The sequence below is a fragment of the Cellulomonas sp. HZM genome, from assembly GCF_000708885.1.
Classification (GTDB): domain Bacteria; phylum Actinomycetota; class Actinomycetes; order Actinomycetales; family Cellulomonadaceae; genus Cellulomonas.
In genome coordinates this window covers 41,465-59,183 of sequence record NZ_JEOE01000012.1, presented here as the reverse complement: position 1 = coordinate 59,183, position 17,719 = coordinate 41,465, and the positions used below count along the sequence as shown (strand labels likewise).

General features: G+C 74.8%; 17 protein-coding genes. 6 read left to right on the top strand and 11 right to left on the bottom strand.

From position 1 onward, the window contains the following. Positions 1-15 precede the first annotated feature (15 nt). Positions 16-816, bottom strand: coding sequence for a TetR/AcrR family transcriptional regulator (locus AW16_RS0108650; RefSeq protein ID WP_081861552.1), 801 nt, complete (start codon positions 814-816; stop codon positions 16-18). 123 nt (positions 817-939) lie between these two features. Between AW16_RS0108650 and AW16_RS0108645 the strand changes: the two genes are divergently transcribed. Beyond that, entirely contained in the window at positions 940-1,887 is a 948-nt protein-coding gene (locus AW16_RS0108645; protein ID WP_029289686.1) for an NAD-dependent epimerase/dehydratase family protein, read from the top strand. A gap of 11 nt (positions 1,888-1,898) precedes the next feature. On the opposite strand, the gene purN is transcribed toward AW16_RS0108645, so the two are convergent. Next, positions 1,899-2,531 carry a phosphoribosylglycinamide formyltransferase gene (gene purN / locus AW16_RS0108640; RefSeq protein WP_029289685.1) on the bottom strand — a complete coding sequence of 211 codons (633 nt, stop codon included), beginning with the start codon at positions 2,529-2,531 and terminating at the stop codon, positions 1,899-1,901. 65 nt (positions 2,532-2,596) lie between these two features. On the opposite strand from purN, the gene AW16_RS17670 reads away from it, so the two are divergent. Further along, positions 2,597-3,157 carry a hypothetical protein gene (locus AW16_RS17670; protein ID WP_051681799.1) on the top strand — a complete coding sequence of 187 codons (561 nt, stop codon included), beginning with the start codon at positions 2,597-2,599 and terminating at the stop codon, positions 3,155-3,157. A gap of 3 nt (positions 3,158-3,160) precedes the next feature. On the opposite strand, the gene AW16_RS0108630 is transcribed toward AW16_RS17670, so the two are convergent. The 4 genes from AW16_RS0108630 to AW16_RS0108615 form a co-directional block, all read right to left on the bottom strand. Beyond that, positions 3,161-4,486 (bottom strand): DUF6350 family protein, encoded by a 1,326-nt coding sequence (locus AW16_RS0108630; RefSeq protein WP_231495987.1) that lies wholly within the window; start codon positions 4,484-4,486, stop codon positions 3,161-3,163. A 196-nt stretch (positions 4,487-4,682) separates the two neighbouring features. Beyond that, entirely contained in the window at positions 4,683-5,564 is an 882-nt protein-coding gene (gene sucD, locus AW16_RS0108625; RefSeq protein ID WP_029289682.1) for a succinate--CoA ligase subunit alpha, read from the bottom strand. 34 nt (positions 5,565-5,598) lie between these two features. Beyond that, positions 5,599-6,786 (bottom strand): ADP-forming succinate--CoA ligase subunit beta, encoded by a 1,188-nt coding sequence (gene sucC, locus AW16_RS0108620; RefSeq protein ID WP_029289681.1) that lies wholly within the window; start codon positions 6,784-6,786, stop codon positions 5,599-5,601. Positions 6,787-6,945: 159 nt separating this feature from the next. Further along, positions 6,946-8,898 carry an acyltransferase family protein gene (locus AW16_RS0108615; RefSeq protein WP_231495986.1) on the bottom strand — a complete coding sequence of 651 codons (1,953 nt, stop codon included), beginning with the start codon at positions 8,896-8,898 and terminating at the stop codon, positions 6,946-6,948. A 222-nt stretch (positions 8,899-9,120) separates the two neighbouring features. On the opposite strand from AW16_RS0108615, the gene AW16_RS0108610 reads away from it, so the two are divergent. Then, positions 9,121-9,330 (top strand): helix-turn-helix transcriptional regulator, encoded by a 210-nt coding sequence (locus AW16_RS0108610; protein ID WP_029289679.1) that lies wholly within the window; start codon positions 9,121-9,123, stop codon positions 9,328-9,330. Next, positions 9,330-9,872 carry a Clp protease N-terminal domain-containing protein gene (locus AW16_RS0108605; protein ID WP_029289678.1) on the top strand — a complete coding sequence of 181 codons (543 nt, stop codon included), beginning with the start codon at positions 9,330-9,332 and terminating at the stop codon, positions 9,870-9,872. The genes AW16_RS0108610 and AW16_RS0108605 overlap by 1 nt, the downstream gene beginning before the upstream one ends. Positions 9,873-9,900: 28 nt before the next feature. Here AW16_RS0108605 and pcrA read toward each other — a convergent pair whose 3' ends face one another. The 5 genes from pcrA to AW16_RS0108580 form a co-directional block, all read right to left on the bottom strand. Next, the gene (gene pcrA, locus AW16_RS0108600) at positions 9,901-12,492 is read right to left on the bottom strand and encodes a DNA helicase PcrA (RefSeq protein WP_029289677.1); all 2,592 of its coding nucleotides are present in this window, start codon (positions 12,490-12,492) and stop codon (positions 9,901-9,903) included. A gap of 80 nt (positions 12,493-12,572) precedes the next feature. Further along, complete coding sequence (locus AW16_RS0108595; protein WP_029289676.1) at positions 12,573-13,055, bottom strand: DUF456 domain-containing protein; 483 nt, start codon at positions 13,053-13,055, stop codon at positions 12,573-12,575. Between the two features lie 47 nt (positions 13,056-13,102). After that, positions 13,103-13,450, bottom strand: a complete 348-nt coding sequence (locus AW16_RS0108590; protein ID WP_029289675.1) for a hypothetical protein — start codon at positions 13,448-13,450, stop codon at positions 13,103-13,105. Positions 13,451-13,507: 57 nt separating this feature from the next. Beyond that, positions 13,508-14,170 carry a response regulator transcription factor gene (locus tag AW16_RS0108585; protein ID WP_029289674.1) on the bottom strand — a complete coding sequence of 221 codons (663 nt, stop codon included), beginning with the start codon at positions 14,168-14,170 and terminating at the stop codon, positions 13,508-13,510. Beyond that, the gene (locus AW16_RS0108580; RefSeq protein ID WP_051681798.1) at positions 14,167-15,516 is read right to left on the bottom strand and encodes an ATP-binding protein; all 1,350 of its coding nucleotides are present in this window, start codon (positions 15,514-15,516) and stop codon (positions 14,167-14,169) included. The genes AW16_RS0108585 and AW16_RS0108580 overlap by 4 nt, the downstream gene beginning before the upstream one ends. A gap of 168 nt (positions 15,517-15,684) precedes the next feature. On the opposite strand from AW16_RS0108580, the gene AW16_RS0108575 reads away from it, so the two are divergent. After that, positions 15,685-17,262 carry a PspC domain-containing protein gene (locus tag AW16_RS0108575; RefSeq protein WP_029289672.1) on the top strand — a complete coding sequence of 526 codons (1,578 nt, stop codon included), beginning with the start codon at positions 15,685-15,687 and terminating at the stop codon, positions 17,260-17,262. Then, on the top strand, positions 17,259-17,678 hold the full coding sequence (locus tag AW16_RS0108570; RefSeq protein WP_029289671.1) for a hypothetical protein: 420 nt from the start codon (positions 17,259-17,261) through the stop codon (positions 17,676-17,678). Before AW16_RS0108575 ends, AW16_RS0108570 begins: the two co-directional genes overlap by 4 nt. Positions 17,679-17,719 lie beyond the last annotated feature (41 nt).

The following is a 17,719-nucleotide window of genomic DNA, read 5'->3' as shown; positions in this document are numbered from 1 at the left end:
GGCGACGGCCGCGCGTCAGCCGACGAGGCCCGCACCTCGCGCAGCAGCCGTCATGGTCGTCTCGAACAGCCGGTCCGCGTCGGTCGTCATGCCGTACAGGTGGCCGAACAGCTCCATCGTGACCGCGCCGAGCAGCGCGGCGAACAGCGACATCGACGCGAGCGCTCCCGCGGCGGCGGCTGCGACGTGCTCAGGGGCGCCCGCGAGGCCGTCGGCTGCGTCCATGGGTCCGCCCGACGGCTCGTCGTCGGCCTGGCGTGCCGACCCGACCTGCACCGCGACCGCGACGACCTCGGGCGAGACCAGCCGCAGCGCGAGCACCTCCTCCGCGTCGGTCGGACTCCGGCCGACGCGCGCGGCCTCGAAGACCGAGGTGCCGATCGCGGCCCACACGCGCGTCGCGTGGCGGACCGTGTCCTGGGGCGCGATGTAGCCGGGGACCGGGGTGCCGTAGACGAGCTCGAACGCGTGCCGGTCGTGCAGCGCCCACCCTCGGAATGCGCGCGCGACGGCGAGCCACAGGTCCAGCGGGTCGCTGCCGGCCGCGTCGCGGGCCGCCCGCTCGCACGCCTCGCCCGCGGCGTCGTAGGCCTCGATGACGAGCAGCGTGATCAGCGCGTCACGCGAGTCGACGTAGCGGTAGACGGCCGACGAGGCGACGCCCAGGTCACGCGCGACGGCGCGCAGCGACAGCTGTGCGGCGCCCTCGGACCGGACGCGCGCGCGGGCCGCATCGAGGAGGTCCGCGGTGAAGGACTGGCGGGCGCGTTCGCGGGCGGTGGCCGCTCGTGCGGGTGCGGGCGCGTCGTCGGGCATGGCCGACAGCATGCCGCCGAGAGCGCCGATCCGCAATGAGAGCACCGCTCTTGACATCCGGTCGCGTTGGGTGAACGCTGCTCACATCCGAGAGCACCGCTCTCCCCGACGTCTGGAGAAGTCATGGCACGTCACGTCGTCCTCGGCAAGGGCCCCGTCGGGTCGGCGCTCACCGACCTGTTCGTCGAGCAGGGTCACGACGTCGTCGTCGTCTCCCGCAGCGGCGCACCGGAAGGGCGGGCGGCCGTGCCCGGCGTGCGCCACGTGGCCGCCGACGCGTCGGACGCGAGCTCGCTGGCGCGGCTGGCCGTGGGCGCGGCGTCGCTCGTCGACGCCGCCAACCCGCCGTACCACCGTTGGCCGCAGCTGTGGCCGGTGCTGCACGGCGCGGCGATGGACGTCGCCGAACGCACCGGTGCGGTGCTGGTCACCGTCGGCAACCTGTACGGGTACGGCGCGGGGTCGGGCGTGATGACCGAGGCGACGCCGCTGCGCAGCACCGAGGCGAAGGGGGCGGTGCGCGCCCAGATGTGGCGCGAGGCGCTCGCGCGGCACGAGGCCGGTCGGCTGCGCGCGACCGAGGTCCGCGCGAGCGACTACCTCGGGCCCGGCGCACTCGGCACGGCGCACGCCGGCGCGATGCTCATGGAGCCCCTGCTGGCGGGCCGCACCCTGCGCCCGGTCGGCGATCCCGACCAGCCGCACTCGTGGACCTACCTGGCGGACCTCGTCGCGGCTCTCGCCGCCGTGGCCCAGGACGAGCGGGCATGGGGCTCCGCATGGGTCGCCCCGACCGACGCACCGCTCTCCTACCGCGACCTCGCGGGACGCCTCGCGACGGAGGCGGGGGTGCCCGTACCGAACATCTCTCCCGTACCCGCCTGGATGCTGCGCACGATGGGCGTCGCGGTCCCCGCCGTGCGCGAGGTCGCACGCGTGCGGTACCAGTTCACGGAGCCGTTCGTCGTCGACTCGTCGGCCACCGAGCGCACGCTCGGGCTCTCCCCGACGCCGTGGGACGCGATCGTGCGCGAGACCGTCACGTGGTGGCAGGGACGCGTCTCCGCGTGAGCGGCCGCGCGTCAGCCGATCGCGGCGGTCCGTCCGTCGACGGTGAGCCCGCCGCGAGCGATGCGCCCGACGACGTCCACCAGGAGCCCCCGCTCGACGACCTTGATGCGCTCGTGCAACGACGCCTCGTCGTCGTCGGCGAGGACAGGCACGGCCTCCTGCGCGAGGATCGGCCCCGCGTCGACGCCGCCGTCCACGACGATCACCGAGCAGCCCGACACCTTCACGCCGTACGCCAGCGCGTCCCGGACGCCGTGCGCGCCCGGGAACGACGGCAGCAGCGCGGGGTGCGTGTTCACCACGCGGTTCTCGAACCTGGCGAGGAACGGCGGCCCGACGAGCTTCATGAACCCGGCCAGCACCACGACGTCCGGCGAGAACATCGCGACCGCCTGCGTGAGCGCGTCGTCCCAGGCAGCGCGGTCCGGGAAGTCGCCCAGCCGGACGACCGCCGTCGGGACCCCCGCCTCGCGGGCGATCTCGAGCGCACGGATGTCCGCACGGTCGGCGACGACCCCGACGACCCGCGCGCCGAACGCAGGGTCGCGGTGCGCCTCGAGCAGCGCCGCGAGGTTCGATCCGGTCCCGGAGACCAGCACGACGAGGCGGCCCGACGTCCGGGTGTCAGGGGTGGGTGTGCTCACGCGCGGCACCCTACCGGGCGTGGACCGCGGGACGACGACGGGGCTGCGTGGGTGAGAATGCCGGGGTGAGCAACCCGTACGCGCCGCCCGAGGAGCCCCGCCCGGGCGAGCCGCCGCACGCGTACCCGCCTCCGCAGCAGCACCCCGGTCCGCCGCGCCCCGCACCCCGGGCGTCGGACGAGCCGGAGCCGGGCACCGGCGGCCGACCACCGCAGCGACCCGCTGACGCGGCGGGCGCGGCGCGCGCCCGGTCGCTGGGCACGCTGTTCGGGGTCCTGCTGCTCGTCGGAGCGATCATGTCGACGTTCCGGCTCCCGTGGCAGGTGCTCTCGCTCGTGCTCGTGCTCGCCGCCGCGGTCGTCGGGGGCCGCGGGGCCGTTCTCGCGGTCCGCTCCCACGTCCGCGGCGCACTCACCCCCACGCTCATCGCCGGCACGGTCCTGGCGACCCTGTGGGGGCTGCTCGCCGGCGGCACGCTCGCGCTCACCTGGGACCTGCAGACCGCGCACACGCAGTGCCTCGACCGTGCGCTCACGCAGGCCGCGCACGCCGAGTGCGACCAGGTGTACCGCCAGGGGATCGACGACCTCCAGCGGCGCCTGACGCCGTCGAGCAGCCGCGGCTGAGGCTCAGCCGACGTCGCGCGGACGCCCCAGCCGGCGCGCCACGCCCGCGCGCACCCCGGCGTCGCTCGGCACGACGACCGCGAGCGCACCCAGCAGCACCGGCCACACCACCGCGACCCCGACCTTCCAGGCCGATGCGCCGACCTGCTCCATGCGTCCGGGGCCGACCCCCCCGGACGCGAGAGCGACGAGCACGGCGCACACGGCACCCGCGGCGAGCGCGAGCACCGCGCACGCCGCGACCGCACGCCACCACACGTCGTCGCGCACGAGCCGACGATGCACGTACCACCCCGCGAGCGCCCCGACCCCCGCGAGCACGAGCGGCGTCGCGAGCTGCCACGCACCCGGCAGCGAGCTCGTCGGGAGCGCGCCCAGCAGCGGGATGGCGGGCATCGGTCCCGTCGTGAGCCCCCCCGGCGCGAACGACGTGCCCGACCCCACCGCGAAGCCAGGACCTGCGAGCCACGCGAGCGCCCACACCACGAGGTCCGGCACGAACAGCAGCTCACCGAACGCGAGGACCACTCCCCCGACCGACTCGACGCCCAGGCCCTCGACGATGTCCCGCACCGTCGCGGTGCCCGCGACGACCCACGCGGCCGCGAGCACGGACGACACCAGGACCAGCATCCCCGCGGCCAGCCCGCCGGCCGCGGCCCCGACGCGCGACCAGCCCGGCAGCCGGGACCAGTACGGCCGGGTCGCCGCGCGCAGCGTCGGCGCGCCCGGCCTGCGCAGCAGGCCGGCGCCGATCCCGAGACCCGCGACGACCGCGCCGCCGAGGAGGCCGCGCAGCGCCCCGGGCACGCCGGCCCCGCACGCCAGCGCCACGAGGGCGACGAGCACCGCGTACGCGCCCGTCCCCGCCAGGAACGCCGCGCGCACGGGCACGCCCGAGCGGCGTGCGGACGCGTAGCACGCGAAGACGAGCAGCACCGTCGCCCCGAGCGGCACGAGCGTCACCGCCGTACCGGCGACGACCGGCGCGACGCCGTGCCCCGCGAGCCACAGCGATGCACCCACGCGGACCGCCCGCAGCCACGTGACGTGCGCGTTGCTCGGGTCCGCCGCGGTCGCGACGAACGCCGCGACCGCGGGCAGCACGAGCACCAGGAGCGACAGGACGGCAGCCTGCACCGCGCACAGCACGCCGCCCACCCAGCGCGGGGCGCCGTCGAGCGTGCTCGTCGCGAACGCCTCGCCGACCGCCGGCGTCGGGCCCGTGCGGGGCTGCACGCCGCGGCGGCGCGCCCCGGGGCCGCGTGAACCGGGCCGGGTCCCGCCCGCGGCGCGGTCGGCGACGAGGGGCGGACGGGTGCGGCTCACGCAGACATGGTCGCCGGGGCGCGCGGCGCGGGGGCGCAGGCGGCGCGGCGAGTCGGTCGCGCGCTTCTCGTCACACCCGGCGCGGACGTCGTCGCGAGCCCGCGCGTCGCACGCGGACCGACCTGGGCCGGACCGGTCCCCGCAGCACGACGCCCCGGTCACCGCGTGGGTGACCGGGGCGTCGGGTGCGTGGTGCTCAGGCGCCCGCGAGGATCTCGCGAGCGAGCGCAGCCGTCTCGGACGGCGTCTTGCCGACCTTGACGCCGGCGGCCTCGAGGGCGACCTTCTTGGCCTCCGCGGTGCCCGACGAGCCGGACACGATCGCACCCGCGTGACCCATCGTCTTGCCCTCGGGGGCCGTGAAGCCCGCGACGTAGCCGACGACCGGCTTGGTCACGTTCTCCTTGATGTAGGCCGCGGCACGCTCCTCGGCGTCGCCGCCGATCTCGCCGATCATGACGATGAGGTCCGTGTCAGGGTCCGCCTCGAACGCGGCCAGCGCGTCGATGTGCGTCGTGCCGATGATCGGGTCGCCGCCGATGCCGACGGCCGACGAGAACCCGAAGTCCCGCAGCTCGTACATCATCTGGTAGGTCAGCGTGCCCGACTTCGAGACCAGGCCGACGCGGCCGGGGCCGGTGATGTCGGCCGGGATGATGCCGACGTTCGACTTCCCGGGGCTGATCAGGCCGGGGCAGTTCGGGCCGACGAGGCGCACGCCCTTGTCCTGCGCGTACGCGAAGAACTCGGCCGTGTCCGCGACCGGGACGCCCTCGGTGATGATGACGACGAGCGGGATGCCCGCGTCGATCGCCTCGACGACGGCGCCCTTGGTGTGGGCCGGCGGGACGAAGATGACGGACACGTCGGCACCGGTCTGGGCCATCGCGTCGGCCACCGAGCCGAAGACGGGCACCTCGGTCTCGCCGAACGCGACGGTCGTGCCGGCCTTGCGCGGGTTCACGCCGCCGACGACGTTCGTGCCGGACGCGAGCATGCGGGTCGTGTGCTTCGTGCCCTCGGAGCCCGTCATGCCCTGGACGATGACCTTGGAGGCCTCGGTCAGGAAGATCGCCATGGTTGCTGCTTCTCTCTGCTGAAGTCGGTCGGGCTCAGGCGTTGGCCAGCTCGGCGGCCTTGTCGGCCCCGCCGTCCATCGTGTCGGCGAGCGTCACGAGCGGGTGGCCGGCGTCGGCGAGGATGCGCCGACCCTCGACCACGTTGTTGCCGTCGAGGCGCACGACGAGCGGCTTGCTCGCCTCGTCGCCCAGGATCTCGAGCGCCGCGACGATGCCGTTGGCGACCGCGTCGCACGCCGTGATGCCACCGAAGACGTTGACGAACACCGACTTGACCTGCGGGTCCGACAGGATGATGTCCAGGCCCGCGGCCATGACCTCGGCCGAGGCGCCGCCGCCGATGTCGAGGAAGTTGGCGGGCTTGACCCCACCGTGCTTCTCGCCCGCGTAGGCGACGACGTCGAGCGTGCTCATGACGAGGCCCGCGCCGTTGCCGATGATCCCGACCTCGCCGTCGAGCTTGACGTAGTTGAGGTCCTTCTCCTTGGCACGCGCCTCGAGCGGGTCGGCCGCGGCCTTGTCCTCGAGCTCGGCGTGGTCCGCGTGGCGGAAGTCGGCGTTCGCGTCGAGCGTGACCTTGCCGTCGAGCGCGACGACGTCACCGTCCTCGGTGAGCACGAGCGGGTTGACCTCGACGAGCGTCGCGTCCTCGCCCTGGTAGACCGCCCACAGCTTCTGGAGCACGTCCGCGACCTTGGCCGCGATCTCGGGCGTGGTCTTCGTCGGGAACCCGGCGGCGTCGACGATCTCGTCGGCCTTCGCCTGGTCGATGCCCGTGCGCGGGTCCACCGCGACGCGTGCGAGCGCCTCGGGGCGCTCGACCGCGAGCTCCTCGATCTCCATGCCGCCCTCGACCGAGCACATCGCGAGGTAGCGGCGCTCGGCCCGGTCCAGCAGCACGGAGAAGTAGAACTCCTGGGCGATCCTGGCGCCCTCGGCGACCATCACGCGGTGGACCGTGTGGCCCTTGATGTCCATGCCGAGGATCTCGCCGGCCCTCTCGGCGGCCTCGTCGGCGCTACGGGCGATCTTGACGCCGCCCGCCTTGCCGCGGCCGCCGGTCTTGACCTGAGCCTTGACCACGACGACGCCGGACTCGTCGCCGAGCAGCTGCTCGGCTCCGGCGCGCGCCCCGTCGGCGGTCGTGGCGACCACGCCACGGAGCACGGGAACACCGTGCTTCTCGAAGATGTCACGTGCCTGGTACTCGAACAGGTCCACCTGGTCCGGTTCCTCTCATCGACCACGTCTGCGGCCTCGGGTTCGGCAGCAGCGCCGGTCCTGATCGTAGCCGCGCGGCGGAGATGTCTTCACATCGAGAGATCTTTGCCGGTCTCGTGCAGCGCATGGCGTTCGCGAGACCGGGACTTGCCCCGAGCGCTACGAGCGGGACCCGCCGTCGGCCGGCACCAGGTCGTCGAGCGCGTCCTCGAGCACGCTCGTGTACCGCTCGACCCCGGTCATGTTCGGGTGCGTGCGGTCGGCGTGCAGCAGCCCGGGGTGCGCTGCGACATACGCGTGCCAGTCGGCCACGTGCACGTTGGGGTGGCTCGCGACGAGCTTCCTCAGCTCGGCGTTCGCGTCCGGCACCCAGTGGCTGATGCCGTTGATCGTGACGACGACGACCGCGCGGTCGGGACCGATCGCGTCGAGCACCTTGCCGAGCGCCTTCGCGGAGCCCGGGAACTGGAAGCCTCCGTTGGTGCCGAAGTTCAGCACCACGACGGGACGCAGCTCGCCCTTCGCGGCGGCTGCCTCGACGATCTCGTCGGCGTCCACCCACTTGCGGATCGGCTTGGCGTCGATCCGGATGCCGGGCAGCTCGCGGTACATCGTGGGCGCCGCCGCGGACAGCACCGAGTCGCCGAACGCGACGACGTCCTCTCCCGTGACCGGCCCGGTGAGCGCCGCGATCCCCGCTGCCGCGTCCGCGGCGTCCCCCGACCCGTGCGCGCCGGCGTGCTCACGCGCGGCTGCGTCGCGCTGGGCGATCTCTCGTTGCGCCGCCTCGACCGCGCACTGGGCCTGCGACACCGACGGCGCGGTCACGACGACGAGCGCCGCTGCGACGACCGCGACGGCGACGACGCCCGCGACGACGCGCGGACCGGGTGCGCCGACCCGCAGGGACGACCCGATGCGGGCGGCGACGCCACGGAACCCCAGCTCGCGGACCGGCTGCTCGACCCACCGGTGGCTCGCCCACGCCGCGACGAGCGTGACGCCCACCGCGGCCACCGCGACGCGCCACCACGTGCTGCTGCCGGGCTCCTGCCCAGCGAACGCGGCGATCACGAGGATCACCGGCCAGTGCCACAGGTAGATGCCGTACGACCGCTCGCCCACCCACACGAGCGGCCGGGTCTCGAGCAGCCGCACGTACGCGCCCACCGGCCCGGTGCACGCGACGACCGCGACGGCGGCGAGCGCGGAGCCGAGCAGGATCCCGCCGCGGTAGGCGAACGTCCCGTCCGCGCGCAGGACGACGACGAGCAGCGCGAGCGCGCCGAGCGACGCGGGACCGGCCCACCGGGCCCAGCGCGTCCGCGGGAGCATCGACGCGCCCCGGCCGGTCCACGCGAACGCGGCCGCCGCACCGATCAGCAGCCCGAACGCGTGCGTCACGGTCCCGTAGTACACGCGCGTCGGGTCGCCGCCGGGCACGTACAGCACGGCCATGAGCAGCGCGGACGCGAGCGCCGCGGCTCCCACGACGCGAGCGCGGCCGCGCCAGGACCGCCCGAACGCGAGTAGCAGCACCAGCAGCAACGGCCACACGAGGTAGAACTGCTCCTCGATCGCGAGCGACCAGAACGGCTGGAACAGCTCCGGAGCGGTCGCACCGAAATAGCTGGTGCCTGCGGCGATCGCGAGCCAGTTGGTCGAGAACGTGAGCGCGCCGAGCACCTCGCGCCCGATGCCCACGAGCAGGTCGGGATCGGCGGCGCGCGCGAGCGGGAGCGACACCACGACGACGAGCGCGAGCGCCGGCAGCAGCCGCCGTGCGCGCCGCACCCAGAACGGCACGAGCGAGATCCGGCCGCGACGCTCGACGTCCCGCAGCAGCAGCGTCGTGATGAGGAACCCGCTGACGACGAAGAAGGCGTCGACGCCGAGGAAGCCACCCGGCACCGCGCGCGGGAACAGGTGGTAGGCGACGACCGCGGCCACCGCGAGCGCTCGCAGCCCGTCGAGCCCGCGGATCCGGCCCCGGTGCGGCGAGCTCGGCACGTCGTCGGCCGCCGGTACCGCGCTCGACCGACCCTCGGCGCGTCCCGGGGGTCGCGCGGCGTCGGCTGCGGGGGCGGCCGCACGGTGCGGTGCGATCGTCACGGCTCCTCCTCCCGGTCACGCAGGCGTCCCGACGCCAGACCGACGTCCGACCGCCGGGGACGACGACCCGACCGCCGCCGCCGTCCCGCCGACCCCGACGGCCCGACTTGTCCGTTGCAGCCACGGTAGGCGCGAGGTCCGACACGACGGACCAGGTCGGCTGGCGTGTCACGGATGTCAACCACGGTTGACACCTCTGCTCTGTCAACCTATGTTGACGACATGACCACCGACCTGCTCACCACCGCGGCCTCCGCCGAGCCCGGCGACGGCCTGCGAGCGGTGCGCTCGTTGCACGAGCTCGCCGACCGGCTCGAAGGCCTCCACGTCGGACGTGCCCGGGCGCTCGGGTGGTCCTGGCAGCAGGTCGCCGACGCGCTGGGCGTGAGCCGACAGGCCGTCCACAAGAAGTACGGGAAGAGGTTCGGCTGATGCTCGAGAGGTTCAGCGCACAAGCGCGCGACGCGGTCACCGCCGCGCACGACCAGGCCCGCTCCGCGGGGGCAGGCTCGGTCACGTCGGCCCACCTGCTCGCGGCGGTCGTCGCCGACCCGAGATCGATCGCGTGCGTCGCCCTGGCCGCGGCGGGAACCGATCCGGCTGCGGTCGCGCGCGCAGCCCGGCACACCGACGACGGGATCGACGCGGACGCGCTCGCCGCCGTGGGCATCGACCTCGCCGCCGTGCGGGCGCAGGTGGAGCACGAGTTCGGCGCCGGTGCTCTCGACCACCCGCATGCCCGTGCACGCCGCCGGCTGGCGTTCGCGCCCGACGCGAAGAAGACGCTCGAGCTCGCGCTGCGGGAGGCGGTCGCGGGGCACGACAGGCGCATCGACCCGGGGCACCTGCTGCTCGCGACCACGAGGCTCGAGCACCGCGCCCCGGCGGCGAGGGTGCTCGCCGCGTGCGCGGTCGACGTCGCCGCCGTGCGTACGCAGGTCGAGCGTCAGCGCGCCGAGCACCCCGCCGCTTGAGCTTGCGCGGCTCGGGACCCGCGCTCGGCTACAGCTTCGTGACAGGCGAGTAGCGCAGGAGCAGCCGCTTGGTCCCCTCGGTGCCGAAGTCGACCTTCACCACGGCGTTCGGCCCCGCCCCCTCGAGCGCGACCACCGTGCCCAGGCCGTAGGCGTCGTGCGTCACCCGGTCGCCGAGCGCGAGCTGCGGCACGTCGCCCGCCGCCCGCGGCGTCGCCGACCCGAACGTCGCTCCGGTCGACGGCAGCGCCGGACGCTTCTCGCGCTCGCGGGAGCCCGACGACGACCCGCGAGCCCCGCCCGACCCGTACCCGCCTGAGCCGTACCCGCCGGACCCGTACCCGGACCCCCAGCCACCTCGCAGCTGCGACGTCGACGACTCGCGCCGTCGCCAGTCGATCAGCTCGTCAGGCAGCTCGTCGAGGAACCGGCTCGGCGGGAACTCGTTCGGGACGCCCCAGGCCGAGCGCACCGCCGCGCGGGACACGTACAGCCGCTCGCGCGCACGCGTGACCCCCACGTACGCGAGCCGGCGCTCCTCCGAGAGCTGGTCGACGTCGCTCAGCGACCGCATGTGCGGGAAGGTGCCGTCCTCCATGCCCGTGAGGAACACGACCGGGAACTCGAGGCCCTTCGCGGTGTGCAGCGTCATCAGCGTGATGACACCCGGGTCCGCCGCCGGCGCGTCGTCGGGTTCCGCACCGTCCGGGGTCGGGATCTGGTCCGAGTCGGCGACGAGCGAGACCCGCTCGAGGAAGTCGGCCAGGTCTCCCTCGGGGTCCGACTGCTCGAACTCGGTGGCGACCGCGTGCAGCTCGGCCAGGTTGTCGACGCGCGTCGCGTCCTGCGGGTCGTCGCTGCCACGCAGCTCGGCGAGGTAGCCCGACCGGTCCAGCACCGCACCGAGCACCAGGGCGGGCCCACCGTCCGCGGCCATCGCACGCAGCTCGGCCAGCATGGTCGCGAACGCCTGGAGCCCGACGACCGCACGCGTGCCGAGACCGGGCACCTCCTCCAGCCGTTCGAGCGCGGCGCCGAACGAGATGCGCTCACGCTCCGCGAAGCCCGCGACCATGGCCTCGGAGCGCTCCCCCAGCCCACGCTTGGGCACGTTGAGGATGCGACGGACGTTCACGTCGTCGTCCGGGTTCGCGATCGCGCGCAGGTAGGCGACGGCGTCCTTGATCTCACGCCGCTCGTAGAAGCGCGTGCCGCCGACGATCTTGTACGGCAGCCCGACGCGCACGAGCGCCTCCTCGAGCGCGCGGGACTGCGCGTTCGCGCGGTAGAACACCGCCACGTCGCCCGGCCGGACGCCGTCGGAGTCGCCCAGCCGGTCGATCTCCTCGACGACGAAGCGTGCCTCCTCGCGCTCGTCGTCCGCGACGTACGCGACGATCTGCGCGCCTGCGCCCGCGTCGGTCCACAGGCGCTTGGGCTTGCGCCCGGGGTTGCGGCTGATGACGGCGTTGGCCGCCGAGAGGATCGTCTGCGTCGAGCGGTAGTTCTGCTCGAGCAGGATCGTGCGCGCCTGGGGGTAGTCGGCCTCGAACTCCAGGATGTTGCGGATGTTCGCTCCGCGGAACGCGTAGATCGACTGGTCCGCGTCGCCGACGACGGTCAGCTCGCCCGCCGGCACGTCCTGCGCCGGTGCCTGCGCGTCGGGACCGGTTCCCACGGCACCGCCGACGAGCTCGCGCACCAGCACGTACTGCGCGTGGTTGGTGTCCTGGTACTCGTCGACGAGCACGTGGCGGAACCGCCGTCGGTAGTGCTCCGCGACCGCCGGGAACGCCTGCAGCAGGTGCACAGTCGCCATGATCAGGTCGTCGAAGTCCAGCGCGTGCGCCTGCCGCAGGCGCGCCTGGTAGCGCGTGTAGACCTGCGCCACCGCCGCGTCGTAGTCGTTGGACGCACCGCCGCCGGACGTGCGCGCGAACTCCTCGGCGTCGACCAGCTCGTCCTTGAGCGAGGAGATCTTGGACGCCAGCGCCTTCGCCGGGTAGCGCTTCGGGTCGAGGTCCAGCTCGCGCGCGACGAGCGTCAGGAGCCGCTGCGAGTCCGCCGAGTCGTAGATCGAGAAGCTCGAGCGCAACCCGATCGTCGTCGCCTCGCGCCGCAGGATCCGGACGCATGCGGAGTGGAACGTGGACACCCACATGCGGCTCGCGGCGGGCCCGACGAGGTGCTCGACGCGCTCGCGCATCTCCGCCGCGGCCTTGTTGGTGAAGGTGATCGCGAGGATCTCCCCCGCCCGGGCCCGCCGGGTCGCCAGCAGGTAGGCGATGCGGTGCGTGAGGACCCGCGTCTTGCCCGAGCCGGCGCCCGCGACGATGAGCAGGGGGCCTCCGTGGTGCAGCACCGCCTCGCGCTGCTGCGGGTTGAGGCCGACGAGGAGCTCGGCCGCCTCCTCCTCGCGGCGCCGCTCGTCGGCGGCACGGCGCTCGTCGACCTCGGCCTGCTCGTCGTCGTCGCGCGGAGCCATCACGCGCGGCAGCCCCGAGGGGTCGCGGCGCGCGGTGTGCGCGCCGGGGTCGAAGGCGGCGCCGCTGCGGTCGCGAGCGCCTGGGCGGGCGCCTTCCGGCAGCGGGAGGTCGAGGGCATCGAAGAGCGACGTCATGGCCCCACCAGGGTAGGCGCCGCCACCGACACGAGGGTCCTCACCGCCCACAGGACGCGGCGCGACGACGACACGGACGATCAGGCAGCGGCGAGCCCGACGACCCACGCCGCGGTCGTGACGAGGGCTCCGGCCAGCTCGACCAGGATCGTCAGGCCCGTGGCCTGCATGGCGACGAGCGTCGCGCGCCACGCACGCCGCCCGGACCGCAGTCGCACCCACTCGGCGACGAACGTCCCTGCGAGGAACCCGACGGGCAGGCCGACCACGGGGATCACGAAGAACCCCACCACTCCCGCGACCGCTCCCCACACGACCGCCGAGGGCGGGACGCCGCCGCGCGAGAGGTGCCGTCCGGCGACCAGGTACTTCACGACCTGGGCGGCACCGGTCGCGAGGACGGCGACCGCGACGACGCCCCAGCCGACCGCGCCGCCCGTGACGACGCCCCACACGCCGACCGCGGCGAGGACCAGGAGCGCGCCGGGCAGCACCTGGACGACGACGCCCACGAGCCCGGCGACCACGGCGAGTCCGACGAGCAGGTTCCCCGGGTCCGGCATGCAGGGACCCTAGCGCCGACGTCGTCGAGAGCGGGTTGCGGGCTGCGTCAGCGCCAGATGGCGGCGACGGCGACGTTGAGCACCGTCAGGCCGGCGATCGCACCGAGGAACCTCGTCGTGACACGCTCGGGCTGCCGCACGCCGACGAGGACGAGCGCCGTGACGCACAGGGCCACGACGAGCTTGACCGCGATCTTCGCCATGTCCGGGTCGCGCAGCTCGTCGCTCATGTCGGCGAGACCGACCATGAGGATGCCGGTGACCAGTGCCGTCAGGGCGCCGTGCAGGACGCCCTTCGGCAGCTTCGGCGGGCGCATGCTGACGAGGACGCCGCCGAGGACGATCGCCCAGCCGAGGAGGTGGAGCGTGAGCACGATGTCGAACAGGAGCTTCATGCCCGCGATGCTACCCGATCGTTCTGACAGGTTGTCAGAACGATCGGGAGGGCCTCGTCACAGCAGCCTCCGCGCGGCGGCCCACCGCGTGAGCTCGTGGCGCGAGGACAGCTGGAGCTTGCGCAGCACCGCCGAGACGTGCGTCTCGACGGTCTTGACGGAGATGAACAGCTCCGCGGCGACCTCGCGGTAGGAGTACCCGCGCGCGATGAGCCGCATGACCTCGCGCTCACGTGCCGAGAGGCGGTCCAGCTCGTCGTCACCCGTCGCGACGTCCCCCGCTGCCGCACCGAACGCGTCGAGCACGAACCCCGCGAGCCGCGGCGAGAACACCGCGTCACCGCCCGCCACACGACGCACCGCGTCGGACAGAGCGGCGCCGTCGATCGCCTTCGTCACGTAGCCCCGCGCGCCCGCACGGATGACCGCGACGACGTCCTCGGACGCGTCGCTCACCGACAGCGCGAGGAACCGCACCTCGCCCTGCAGGTCCGCGCACGCGCGCAGCACCTCGGCCCCGCCTCCGCCGTCGCCGCCGGGCAGGTGCACGTCGAGCAGCACCACGGGCGGGCGCACGCGGCGCACGAGCTCGATCGCGGTGTCGACCGTGTCCGCCTCGCCGACCACCCGGACGCCGTCGTCGAGCGACGCCTTCACGCCCGTGCGGAACATGTGGTGGTCGTCGACCAGCACCACGTCGACCGGTTCTCCCGCACTCATGCCGGCGGCTCCTTCTCGTCGTCGTGCGCGCGCCCCGCGGCGCCCGCGCTCTCCTCGCCCGGCCCGACGGGCACGCGCAGGTGCACCTCCGTGCCGCGGCCCGGCCTGCACACCACGCTCGCCTCGCCCCCGCGCCTGTGCACGCGACCGACGATCGACTCGCGCACCCCGAACCTGTCGGGCTCGATCGCGTCCACGTCGAACCCGTCGCCGTGGTCGCGCACGTACACCTCGACCTCGCTCGGTCCCACCTCGAGGTAGAGGGACACCGGCGGGCGGCCGTGCACCACGGCATTGACCAGCGCCTCGCGCGTGGCCTGGAGCAACGCCTCGGTGTCGGCGTCGGGCGCACGGTCGCCGACCACGACGGTCTCGATCGCGACCGGGTCGCCGTCCGGACCCGAGCGCGAGTCCTCGACCTCCGCGACGATGCCCCGCAGCGCCGCGACGAGCGATGTACCGGGCGCGGGGCGGTCGTCGTACAACCACTCGCGCAGCTCGCGCTCCTGCGCGCGGGCCATGCGTGCGACCTCGGCCGGGTCGTCGGCTCGGGCGCGGATGAGCGCGAGGGTCTGCAGCACCGAGTCGTGCAGGTGCGCCGCGATGTCCGCCCGCTCCGACTCGCGTGCGCGCGCCGCCCGCTCGTCGCCGAGCTCCCGCACCAGCCGCAGCCACCAGGGCGTCAGCACGAGCGCCACGCCCGCGAGCACCGCGAGCGACGCCACGACGGTCTGGAGCAGGTCGTCGGTCGCGACACCCCGGCCCGAGCCCTGGCCCACGAGCAGCAGCACGCCCACCGCCGCGAGGATGACGCCGCCGAGCAGGCGCAGGACCGACACGGGCGTCCGCCCGCCGGCCCGCCGCCGCAGCCGACCACGCTGCGCGGCGTCGAGCTGGCTCCACGCCAGCCCCACCCCCGCCAGCACGACGAACGCGGGCAGCACCCAGTCCAGGTCGAGCCGTCCGGCCCGTCCAGCGACGAGCACGGCCGCGAGCGCGACGAGCAGCGCGCCGACCGCGACGTCGGTGACGGGCCAGCGGCGCGCCGGCGCCGCGTCCGCCTGGCGCCTCGAGAGCCGGGCGAGTGCCGAGGGACGCGCGTCGACCGCCGCCTCGAGCGGGTCGCCCGCGGGGACGGTCACCCACCAGAAGCCGTAGAGGAACACCCCGACGCCGCCGAGCGGGGCGAGCACGACGAACGCCACGCGCAGCAGCCGCACCGGGAGCCCGACGTGCGCCGCGAGCCCCGCCGCGACGCCACCCACCCAGCGCCCCTGCTCGGGTCGCCGCAGGGGCAGGCGCGAGGCCGCCCCGAAGGGCGACGCGGGGCCGGCGGTCGTCGTCACGGGACGATCGTCACACGTCACGGCCGTCGCCCGGCGCCGTTCGCGCACATCTCAGGGTCCGGTGAGGGTCCGGGCGGGCCGTTCCCCGGGGCGCGGCTGGCAGATGTCAGGGTCGGTTCAGGGTCAGTCCCGATGCCGCGCCAGACGCACGCGCGTCAGGATCGAGGCATGGACACGACAGCACCCGGCGCACAGCCCGGCTCCTCGGGACCCGGCGGCGCACCCCCGCACCCGACCTCCGGGTTCTTCGCGAGCATCCGCAGGCTCGACCTGACCCGCGGCGACGACCGCTGGTTCGCGGGCGTCTGCTCGGGGCTGTCCGCGCGGTTCGGGCTCGACCCGCTGGTGTGGCGCGCGCTGTTCGCGGCGTCCGTGCTGCTCGGCGGGTTCGGCCTGCTCCTGTACGGCGCGGCGTGGGCGCTCCTGCCCGAGCGCCGCGACGGTCGCATCCACCTCGAGGAGCTGATCGCCGGGCGGTTCGACGCCGCGATCATCGGCGCTGCCGCGATGGTCGTCGTCGGCCTCGGACGCGGCGGGACGCCCTTCCTGTGGTGGGGCCGCGACGGGGGGCTGTTCCACGGGGTGTTCGCGGCGATCGCGACGCTGTTCTGGATCGCCGTGGCGGTCGGGATCGGGTTCCTCGTGGTGCACCTCGCTCGCCGGTCCGGACCCGCGGCGCCGGCCGGGCCCTCCGGGCCGTACGGGCCGTTCCCGGCGAGCCCTGCACCGACGAGCCCTGCGCCGACGAGCACGGGCCCGACGAGCGGCGCGCCCACGGGCACCGACCCGACGAGCGGCGCCCCCACCGGCACCGCCCCCACGAGCGCGGGCCCGGCCGGTCCGTCGGCCGGGTACACGTCGGCCGCGACGACGCCGCTCGCGCCCGTCTCGACCTCGGCGCCTCCCCTCACGCCAGGCTCGACGCCCACGCCGGACGCCGCAGGATGGTCGGCCGCAGGCGCCGGCACCGACCGGTCGTGGCGTCCCACGCCGGGAACCGCGGGAGGCATCCCGGTGACCCCGCCGTACGCCGCGACGCGACCCGTGACACCTCCGGCACCCCCGCGCCCCGTGCGACCGCGCGTGCTCGGGCCGGGCGCCGCGACCACCGGGACGGTCGTCGCGCTCGTCCTGCTCTCGTCCGCCGCGCTGCTCGCGGCGCACCGCACGGACCACTTCGACGGCCCGGTCCTGCTCACGGTCCTCGGCATCACGGTCGTGCTGGCCGGGCTCGGCATCGTCGTGGCGGGGCTGCGCGGCAGGCGGTCGGGCTCGCTCGGCTTCCTCGCCATCATGGCGATCCTCGTCGCGGGTCCCGCCGGTGTCGCCGCGCACGACGCCTGGCGGTGGGACGGTCCCGCGGAGTCCCGGTTCGCCGGGGACGTCACCACGACGTTCACCGACCGGCAGAGCGCCGCCGACGGGTTCGCGCTCGGGTTCGGTGACGCACGCGTCGACCTGGCGGGGGTCCCCATGACGGACGCGACGCTCACCGTCCCGCTCACGATCGGCGCAGGCGACCTCACCGTCGTCGTCCCCGCGGACGCCGCCGTCACCGCGAGCGTCGAGCTCGGCGCGGGGCGCATGGAGTGGGACGTCGACCCCGGCGCCGCCCAGGGCACCGACGGCGTCCGGCTGCGCGACCGCACGTTCACCGACGTCGCCTCCACCACCCGCTCCCCGCAGCTCACGCTGGACATCAAGGCCGGCGCGGGCAACATCACCGTCGTCCGGGAGGACTCATGAGCAGCGACCCCACACGAGACAACGCCGCCACCCCCGGCGAGGACGAGCCGACCGCGGTGCTCCCCGTCGTGGAGGCGACACCCGTCCCGGACGAGGAGCCCGCGCCTGTCACCGGTTCGTCCGGCGCATCCGACAAGGCACCCGACATCGTCGCGTCGGGCGCGGACATCCCGCCGTCGACACCGCTCCCGCTGGGCGTCCCCGCGGGACGGCTCGAGGACGAGCCTGCACGGCGTCCGCGAGTCCGCACCGTCGTGTGGGGGCTCATGCTGGCGGCGGTCGGGGTCGGCCTGCTCGCCTGGGCGGGCGGCGCGACCATCGACGTCCAGCTCGCGATCATCGTGCTCCTCGGCGCGGGCGGTCTCGCCCTGCTGGTGGGCTCGCTGGTCCCGGGCGTGCGGCGCGGCCGGCGCTGAGTCGGCACCGGACCGGCCGCACACGACGAGACCGCCCTCCC

Bases quoted from the DNA above. Each gene is read 5' to 3' on its own strand.
- AW16_RS0108650 (WP_081861552.1), bottom strand. From the start codon at position 816: ATGCCCGACGACGCGCCCGCACCCGCACGAGCGGCCACCGCCCGCGAA.
- AW16_RS0108645 (WP_029289686.1), top strand. From the start codon at position 940: ATGGCACGTCACGTCGTCCTCGGCAAGGGCCCCGTCGGGTCGGCGCTC.
- sucD (WP_029289682.1), bottom strand. From the start codon at position 5,564: ATGGCGATCTTCCTGACCGAGGCCTCCAAGGTCATCGTCCAGGGCATG.
- AW16_RS0108610 (WP_029289679.1), top strand. From the start codon at position 9,121: ATGACCACCGACCTGCTCACCACCGCGGCCTCCGCCGAGCCCGGCGAC.
- AW16_RS0108605 (WP_029289678.1), top strand. From the start codon at position 9,330: ATGCTCGAGAGGTTCAGCGCACAAGCGCGCGACGCGGTCACCGCCGCG.
- pcrA (WP_029289677.1), bottom strand. From the start codon at position 12,492: ATGACGTCGCTCTTCGATGCCCTCGACCTCCCGCTGCCGGAAGGCGCC.
- AW16_RS0108595 (WP_029289676.1), bottom strand. From the start codon at position 13,055: ATGCCGGACCCGGGGAACCTGCTCGTCGGACTCGCCGTGGTCGCCGGG.
- AW16_RS0108590 (WP_029289675.1), bottom strand. From the start codon at position 13,450: ATGAAGCTCCTGTTCGACATCGTGCTCACGCTCCACCTCCTCGGCTGG.
- AW16_RS0108585 (WP_029289674.1), bottom strand. From the start codon at position 14,170: ATGAGTGCGGGAGAACCGGTCGACGTGGTGCTGGTCGACGACCACCAC.
- AW16_RS0108575 (WP_029289672.1), top strand. From the start codon at position 15,685: ATGGACACGACAGCACCCGGCGCACAGCCCGGCTCCTCGGGACCCGGC.
- AW16_RS0108570 (WP_029289671.1), top strand. From the start codon at position 17,259: ATGAGCAGCGACCCCACACGAGACAACGCCGCCACCCCCGGCGAGGAC.